This is a genomic window from Streptomyces sp. NPDC058964, assembly GCF_042741275.1.
Lineage (GTDB): Bacteria > Actinomycetota > Actinomycetes > Streptomycetales > Streptomycetaceae > Streptomyces.
This window is the reverse complement of the sequence record NZ_JBHYKH010000425.1, coordinates 1-7,945: the sequence shown is the minus strand read 5'-3', so window position 1 is coordinate 7,945 and position 7,945 is coordinate 1. Positions and strand designations below refer to the sequence as shown.

Below are 7,945 nucleotides of genomic sequence, written 5' to 3'. Positions count from 1 at the left end.
GCCCCGCGTCTAACGCTCACGGCCGCGCGGGGCGGGTGAAAGTGGCCACCGGACCGGCACCTCGCGATGGGAGAGCTCCAGGTACCGGCAACTGGCGTGGGGTGCCGCGCAGCCCGGTCGGGCGGCACAACCAGTCAGGCCGCTGAAGCGTCGTACCCGACGTGATCAACATGAGTTCGCGTACCGTTCGCGCGTCCACCGTCGTCGTGGCCCTGGCGTCGTTCCTGCTCTCCTGCTCCGGCAGCCCCAAGGAGCCCGCGGACGGTGGGAAGTCGCCGGCCCACGGTGTCGGCAAGGCCGTCTCGGCTCCGGGGAGTTCGGAGCCGGCCGCCGCGAGCACGGCGAGCAGGACAGCACCCGCACCGGCAGTCGAGAAGGTCCGCGATGTCTTCGCCCGGCTGCAGGCCACCTACAACGACGGGTGCACGACCCCTGCGAACTGCGAGTACTTCCTGGGACGGGTGCTCGACGAACTCAACAGCCTCGAGCTGTCCATGAAGACGGACCCCCAGGGCCCAGCGCACTTCAAGGAACCCCTCGCACGGATCGCGGCCCTGCACACCGAACTTGGTGACGACCGCTCCTTCGCGAACCTCAAGAAGCACCAGGACCAACTCACCGGAGCTCGCGACAAGATCAATGCGTGGATGCAGGGCCACCCGGAGGACTATCGATGAGGCAGAGGGCGAACCCAGGCGGCACGGTTCGCACCGACGCACGGTCTCGCCTCTCCTACCTGCGGGTTCCACAGCCGGGACAGAAGGCCGCCCCGTCCGGTACGACCGCCGAGCAGGAGGAGCAGTGGACGGACTGGGCCAGCCGGTGACCGCACCCGGAGCAGAAGGCGGCTCCCCGGGTCTCGGTGCCGCACTGCGGGCAGACCAGTTGCCGCGCCGTGGTGATGTCGTAGCCCTGGCCTGCCTGCTGCCCCGCGGCGTACGCACGTTGTGAGGCCATGTCGTTGAGTCCGCGCTGCTGGGCGGCCATTGCCTCGGCGGCGGTGTCCGGGGCGCAGTGCAGACACAGGCCTTGGGACGCGTTCCAGCAGCGCCCGCAGACGTAGTCGGTGCACCGGCCGCAACGGTTGAAGTGGCCCTGCGCGTTACCGATCGCGCGCTCGAAGGCCTTGTCGCGAGCCGGGCCCCAACCGGCTCCGGCGAGTCCGTCGGCAGCGGACTTGAGCCCGCTCCCGGCACGGCCGAGCAGCTGCCAGGCCGCGTCGGTGCCCTTGCCGAGCCAGGTGGCGGCCCGCTCACCCGTGTACGGCTCGAACGGTGAACGCCAGGTGTCGTGGCACCGCGAGCAGGAGAACTCGAACTGGAAGCCCGCCCCGGTGCCGTCTCTCTGGCACAGGTCGCGGTAGTTGTCGCTGAAATGGATCTCACCGCTCATGCGGTCCCCCCACAGGTCACTCCGTCGGCTCACTGCCGTACGACGTCGAGTGTGGGGTAGCGGTTCTGGGTTTCGGCCCATGGTTCCCCCAAGGGTCCGCCTGTTTCGCGCAATCGTGCCGAGCGGGGGCTCGACGGGGTTGCCGGGCGTCCGGACCCAGTCCGCGGGTCCGCGTGGCCGCGAGTGGTTTGGACGCTCAAAACCGCAGGTCAGGGGCGCTCAAGCGGTACGGCGGGGTGGCAGTCGGGCCTGCGGGCACGGGCCGGCCGGGCGGGCATGGAATTGTTTGCGACCTTCACGCGCTGATGGAGCCAGAGAGTACGGGATGCCGGCGGCGCATGAGCCGAGCAGCCCGATCGACCGACGTGAGAGACCGAAGGGGCCGTGATGGCAGCGCAGACGCAGAGGGCCGTACTGGCGGGTGGATGTTTCTGGGGGATGCAGGACCTCATCCGCCGGCACCCGGGCGTGACGGCGACCCGGGTCGGATACACCGGGGGCGACGTGCCGAACGCTACGTACCGTAACCACGGTACGCACGCGGAGGCCATCGAGATCCTCTTCGACCCCGAGAAGACCGACTACCGCACGATCTTGGAGTTGTTCTTCCAGATCCACGACCCGAGCACCAAGAACCGCCAGGGCAACGACATCGGCCTCAGCTACCGCTCGGCCATCTACTACGTGGACGACGAGCAGAAGAGGGTCGCCGAGGACACCATCGCGGACGTGGACGCGTCCGGGCTGTGGCCGGGCAAGGTCGTCACCGAGGTGGAGCCGGTGGGCCCGTTCTGGGAGGCCGAACCCGAGCACCAGGACTACCTGGAGCGCTACCCCGACGGGTACACCTGCCACTTCCCGCGCCCGGGCTGGCGACTGCCCAAGCGCGCGGAGGGCTGACCGCGCGCGGGGCGTCGGCGCAGGGGTCGCGGAGAGCCGAGTGCCCGAGGCGACCCCCGGGCGCGCCCGGAGCAGGGCAGGCGTCCGGCCCACGGGGTGCCGCGCCGGGGTCCTCTCGCCGGGCAGCAAAGCCCACCGGAGCGACGAAGTGAGCACTGCGACCATCACGACGTTCCTCGACGCCTGGCTGCGAGCCGGCCGCCGAGCGGTACCGCACCGGCTGTGGCCGGCCGGTCCCGTCCTGCTGATCGTGTCCGTTCCGGTGGCGGACGCCGTTCTGCCCCCGGACATCCACCTCGCCCATCTGCTGGCCGTCGCCGCCGCGGTCACGGCCGTCGGCGCCGGTACTCGGGCCACCGTGCTGGTCGGCAGCGCCGCGCTGCTCGCGCTGGTCGTCGCCGGGCTGGAGCGGCACACCCTGATGACCGGGAACGTCCTGGTCGAACTGGTTGCCCTCGCCGCCGTCTGTGCCCTCGTGACGGTCTTCACGCATCTGCGGGACCGGCACGAACGCGCGCTCGTCCGGGCTCGCTCGGTCGCCTACACCGCGCAGGGCGTCGTACTGCGCCCCCTCCCCCAGCAGGCCGGGCCCATCCGGCTCGCCTCCGAGTACCACAGCGCCGAGGCCGACACCTGCATCGGCGGCGACCTGTATGCCGCCGCCCGCACCTCCCACGCCACCCGGCTGATCATCGGCGACGTCCGCGGGCAGGGCCTCGCCTCGATCAGTGACACGGCCATCGTGCTGGGTGCCTACCGCGCCACCGCCCATCGTGAGATCCCCCTGCCGGAACTGGCCGCCTACGTGGAGGACGCGGTCCGCTGGGGCCTCGCCGAGTTCGCCGCGTCCGAAGCCGATCTCGCCGAGCGGTTCGTGACCGCCCTGATGGTCGACATCCCCGACGACGAGCCCGTCGTGCACGTGGTCAGCTTCGGCCATCCGCCACCCCTGCTGCTGCGTCGGGCCGACGCCACGGTCACGACGCTCCACGTGGCCGAGCCCGCCCCGCCCCTCGGCCTGGCCATCGGCGAGCCGTCCCAGACCGCGTACGTCCCCGCCACGTTCCCCTTCCATGAGGGCGACCGTCTCCTCCTCTACACGGACGGACTGACCGAGGCCCGCGACGCGAAGGGTGACTTCTATCCGCTCACCGAACGCGTCTCGGTCTGGGCGGACCAGGCGCCCGGCCCACTGGTGAAAGCCGTCACCGCGGACGTGAAAAGGTATGTGGGCGGTCGGAGGAGCGACGACATGGCGGTGATCGTCGCGCAGCGGGGTCAGGTACCGGCGACCGACTGAGCCGATCGCCCGGGCGTCGATGTGCGGGGTGTGACGGGCGGGTGAAGACTGAGACAGGGGAGAGGTCGCGTGTCCGTCCGGTGAAACACGGGCGAGGTCGACCGCCCCCTGTCGTCCCAGAGGCGCGAACGACGCCGCGCCTGCTTCGCGGACGTGACGTGCGCCAGTCCGTCCGCGGCTCATCGGATTCACGTTCCACACAGAGGTCCTCGGCCATGGGCAGTATCGACGAAACGGCTGTCGGCAGTCTGCGCGAGGCACTGCGGGGGCCGGTGATCACCCCCCAGGACCCGGGCTACGACGAGGCCCGCAGCATCTACAACGCCATGATCGACCGACGGCCCGCCGCCTTCGCGCAGTGCGTGGACGTGGCGGACGTGCAGGCGGCAATCTCCTTCGCCCGGGACACCGGAGCCGACCTCGCGGTACGCGGCGGCGGCCACAGCGGGCCGGGTCTTTGCCTGGTCGACGACGGGCTCGTACTCGACCTGTCGCCGATGCGCTGGGTCAGGGTGGCCCCGGAGGCGACCACCGTCCAGGTGGGCGGCGGCAGCCAGCTGGGTGACCTGGACCATGCGACACACGCCTTCGGGCGCGCCGTCCCGGCCGGGATCATGTCGACCACGGGCGTCGGCGGTCTCACCCTGGGCGGCGGCCACGGCTACCTCACCCGCAAGTACGGCCTGACGATCGACAGTCTGGTGTCCGCCGACGTCGTCCTTGCCGACGGCAGCTGTGTCACCGCGTCGGCGGACGATCATCCGGACCTGTTCTGGGCGCTGCGGGGCGGCGGCGGCAACTTCGGAGTGGTCACGTCGTTCACGTTCCGGCTGCACCCGGCCCACACGGTCGGTGTCGCGGTGACGGTGTGGCCGGTCGACCGTACGCCCGAAGTGCTTCGCTGGTACCGGGAGTTCATGCCGTCCGCGCCGGAGGACCTCTACGGCTTCTTCGCCGTGCTGGCGGTGCCGCCCGGTCCGCCCTTCCCCGAGCCGATCCACGGGCACAAGGTCTGCGGGGTGGTGTGGTGCTACACGGGCGACCTCGCCGCCGACCGCCTGGAGGAGGTGCTCGCCGTGGTGAACGACCCGGCGCCGCCGGCCTTCCACTTCACCACCCCCATGCCCTACCCCGGGCTGCAGTCCATGTTCGACACGCTCATCCCCAAGGGGCTGCAGTGGTATTGGCGCGGTGACTTCTTCGACGCCGTCTCCGACGGCGCCATCGACGTGCACCACAAGTACGCGGAGAACCTCCCGACCGACTTGTCGATCATGCACCTCTACCCGGTGGACGGGGCGGCGCACCGGCTCGGCGCCGACGAGACGGCCTGGGCCTACCGGGACGCCGTCTGGTCCTGCGTGGTCGCCGGCATCGACCCGGACCCGGCCAACGCCGGACTGATCCGGGAGTGGTGCGTCGGCTACTGGACCGACCTGCACCCGCACTCCATGGGCGGCTCCTACGTCAACTTCATCGGGCAGCAGGAGAGTTCGGACCGGGTCCAGGCCACCTACCGGGGCAACTACGACCGTCTGGCCGCGGTCAAACGCGTCTATGACCCCGACAACCTGTTCCACGCGAACCAGAACATTCCGCCCGCGCCGAGCTGACCGGGTCAGCGTGACCGGTCCGTCCTGGGCCAGTGCGCCGGGCATGCCGCCGAGCCGCTGGGCGGCGCGCACACCCTCGACGTCACCCGGCTGGGCGACCCGGCCCGCTGCGGCTTCGCCGGCGTCGGTGGTCAGCCTCGCCGCCGCGATCAGCCGACCCGGTCCTGACGTCGGATCAGTGCGCGGGCACCCACGCCCACTTGGCGTGGCGCGCAGGCCCGCGCACCTGCCGGCGCAGAATCCGGCCCGGCTGGTCGCGGCGGTGGTGGAGAAGCTGCTCGACCGTCTGCCCGACCTCGAACCTGCCGTACCCGATGCGGAGTTGACCTGACGGTCAGGCCCCATCCACCGGCCGGGCGCGCCTGGGGGGCGAGCCGCCCAGGCCGCGGACGGCCGGCGCGGCTGCGGTCCTGGTGGCGCGGGGAATGATCAGAACAGCGTCGCCGGAAGGACGCGGTGGCCGTTGGAGATGAAGGAGTCGACCTGCTCCGGTTCCCCCTCCTTCGCGGCGAGACCGAGCGCGGGGAAGCGTTCGAAGAGCGCCGGGAGCGCGATCCGGGCCTCCAGGCGCCCCAGCGGGGCGCCCAGGCAGAAGTGCACACCGTGGCCGAACGCCAGATGCTCCTTGTCGGCGCGGGCGACGTCGAACCTGTCGGCGTCCGCGCCGTACCTCTCGGGGTCACGTCCGGCGGCGGCGTACGCGGCGAGGATCGCCTCGCCCTTGCCGATCACCACTCCGGCCGGGCCGCCGAACTCCGCCATGCCGAGATCCTCCACGGCGTACCGCAGCGGCAGGCTGGCGACCGGCGCGTCCACACGCAGCACCTCCTCGATCACGTCGTCCCAGGAAGCACTGCCCGACCGGACCTGGGCGAGCTGCTCCGGATGGGTCAGCAGCAGGTGGATGGCGTTGTCGATGAGGTTGACCGTGGTCTCGTGGCCCGCGCTGACCATGAGCGCCAGCGTGTCGAGCAGCTCCTGCTCGCTCAGGCGGGTGCCGCCCTCCTCGTCGCGGGCCGCGATGAGCGCCGAGGTCAGGTCGTCGCCCGGCGAGCGGCGTTTGAGGGCCACGAGAGCGCCGAGCGCCGCGTAGAGCCGGGCGTATATGTCGGTGACCTCCTCCGGGCCGGCGGAGGTGTGGAAGACACCGTCCACCACGGCCCGCAGTTCCGCGCCCTGTTCCTCGGGGAGTCCGAACAGCTCGCTGATCACCTGGATCGGCAGGGGGTAGCAGAACCGCTCCCGCAGGTCCACCACCGGATTCTCCCGCGCGGCCTTCTCCAGTCCGTCGAGCAGTGTCTTGGTGATCTCCTCGATCCGGGGCTGGAGCGCCGCGGTGCGGCGGGCGGTGAAGGCCTTGGCGACCAGGGTGCGCAGCCGCCTGTGCTCACCGCCGTACGCGGTGAACATGTTCTGGACCGCGACCCAGGTGAACAGCGGCCATTCCGGGGAGACTTCACCGTTGATCCACCGGGTCCAGTGCCGGCGCGGGTCCTTCGACACACGTGGGTCGGTGAGCAGGCGTTTGAGCAGGTCGGGACTGCTGACGGCCCAGGCCTCGACACCGCCGGGAAGTTCTACGAGGGTCACCGGTCCCCTCTCGCGGATCCGGGCGGCCTCGGCGTGGATGTCACTGCCGGTCGCGTCGATGACTAAGGGTCGGGGGTGTCCCATCGCGGCCTCCGTGGCACTAGGGCTTGCGTACGACCCGTAAAGCTACTTGGCCGTGGCCTGTCCGCACGAGACCGCCCCGCGCGTGCTGCGTACCGCCGCAACTTCCCTGCGCGTGACCGCAAGTCGGCTTCCCGGCACTGTTCAGGGGCCCGGGTGTCGGGTCGGAGGGCCGGTGGGAGGGATGACGGTCAGCAGGGTCCCGCAGTGGATCCAGTCCCACAGTCTCGAGGTGCGGACGGTGGCCGCCGGCCACTGGTGGGACGCCGTACGCGTGTCGTTTCCGCTCGCGGACGAGGCCTTGTGACGGCTCGGGGACGCACCGGGGGCGGTCATCGCGGACGGGTTCGGCCACCGCCCGTACTGGCTGGTCCGTCCGGGCTCCGCCGACGACTGGCACCTCCCGCGAGTGGGTGCCCCGGGCCCGGGACACCACGTGGCGGTCCCCCCGTTGCACCGCACGGCGTCCCCGGGACTCCACTGGTGTGTGACCCCCGCCGAGCCGCGAGTGGACGTGCGCGTCCCGCCTCCGCCGCGCGCTCGACACGGCCCTGTCCGCCGAAGGCCACCACTGACCGGGAGTGGTCCCCGTCCGTGCCTCACCCGCCCCACAGCGTGACGTACACAGGGGGCCGGAACTCGGACGGTGGGACACCCGCGCCCGGCTCGCGCATGATGCGCGTCGCCACAGGAGTGTGCAGGAAGTACAGGAACCCGTCGGTGGCCGGGGAACGGTGCTCGGGACGCAGGACCGTGGCGTGCCATGTGGCGTCCGACGGCGTGGCCGGGGTATCCAGTACGCGCAGTTCGTCACGCCGGATGCGGGGCGACACCAGATGGGTCAGCGCCGGAGCCACCCCGGCGCCCTCGGCCGCGGCCGCCCAGGCCGCCGTCTGGTTGGGGAACACCCACACGTGGCGTTCGGTCACGCCCAGCCGACGCAGCAGCCGGCCGGAGTCCGCGTCGGGGTCGGTGCCCGAGGCGTCGACCAGCCACGACCACAGCGGCGGCGGACCGGGCGGCCGGCGGGCCCGCGCGCCGGAGTACTCAAGTAACAGGGTGGGGGTAA

9 protein-coding genes are annotated in these 7,945 nt (G+C 71.4%); 6 read left to right on the top strand and 3 right to left on the bottom strand.

All coding sequences use genetic code 11. The annotated features are described in order from the left end of the window. Window positions 1–170: 170 nt before the first annotated feature. Window positions 171–677 (top strand): hypothetical protein, encoded by a 507-nt coding sequence (locus tag ACFW2E_RS35595; RefSeq protein ID WP_384472751.1) that lies wholly within the window; start codon window positions 171–173, stop codon window positions 675–677. A gap of 55 nt (window positions 678–732) precedes the next feature. On the opposite strand, the gene ACFW2E_RS35590 is transcribed toward ACFW2E_RS35595, so the two are convergent. Next, entirely contained in the window at window positions 733–1,392 is a 660-nt protein-coding gene (locus ACFW2E_RS35590; protein WP_384472748.1) for a zinc ribbon domain-containing protein, read from the bottom strand. Between the two features lie 387 nt (window positions 1,393–1,779). On the opposite strand from ACFW2E_RS35590, the gene msrA reads away from it, so the two are divergent. The 4 genes from msrA (at window position 1,780) to ACFW2E_RS35570 (ending at window position 5,536) form a co-directional block, all read left to right on the top strand. Continuing rightward, window positions 1,780–2,292: a peptide-methionine (S)-S-oxide reductase MsrA gene (msrA, locus tag ACFW2E_RS35585; protein WP_384472746.1), complete on the top strand. Its 513-nt coding sequence runs from the start codon at window positions 1,780–1,782 to the stop codon at window positions 2,290–2,292. Window positions 2,293–2,440: 148 nt separating this feature from the next. After that, window positions 2,441–3,592, top strand: coding sequence for a PP2C family protein-serine/threonine phosphatase (locus ACFW2E_RS35580; RefSeq protein ID WP_384472743.1), 1,152 nt, complete (start codon window positions 2,441–2,443; stop codon window positions 3,590–3,592). A 215-nt stretch (window positions 3,593–3,807) separates the two neighbouring features. Then, window positions 3,808–5,205 carry an FAD-binding oxidoreductase gene (locus ACFW2E_RS35575; protein WP_384472740.1) on the top strand — a complete coding sequence of 466 codons (1,398 nt, stop codon included), beginning with the start codon at window positions 3,808–3,810 and terminating at the stop codon, window positions 5,203–5,205. Between the two features lie 205 nt (window positions 5,206–5,410). Next, complete coding sequence (locus ACFW2E_RS35570) at window positions 5,411–5,536, top strand: hypothetical protein (protein ID WP_384472737.1); 126 nt, start codon at window positions 5,411–5,413, stop codon at window positions 5,534–5,536. A 98-nt stretch (window positions 5,537–5,634) separates the two neighbouring features. Here ACFW2E_RS35570 and ACFW2E_RS35565 read toward each other — a convergent pair whose 3' ends face one another. Then, window positions 5,635–6,879, bottom strand: a complete 1,245-nt coding sequence (locus tag ACFW2E_RS35565; RefSeq protein WP_384472734.1) for a cytochrome P450 — start codon at window positions 6,877–6,879, stop codon at window positions 5,635–5,637. Between the two features lie 181 nt (window positions 6,880–7,060). Here ACFW2E_RS35565 and ACFW2E_RS35560 point away from each other — a divergent pair, with 181 nt between their 5' ends. After that, window positions 7,061–7,183, top strand: coding sequence for a hypothetical protein (locus ACFW2E_RS35560; RefSeq protein WP_384472731.1), 123 nt, complete (start codon window positions 7,061–7,063; stop codon window positions 7,181–7,183). A gap of 292 nt (window positions 7,184–7,475) precedes the next feature. Here the strand turns inward: ACFW2E_RS35560 and ACFW2E_RS35555 are convergent. Then, window positions 7,476–7,945, bottom strand: a 470-nt coding sequence (locus tag ACFW2E_RS35555) for a LysR substrate-binding domain-containing protein (protein WP_384472729.1), incomplete at its 5' end; no start/stop codon positions are given.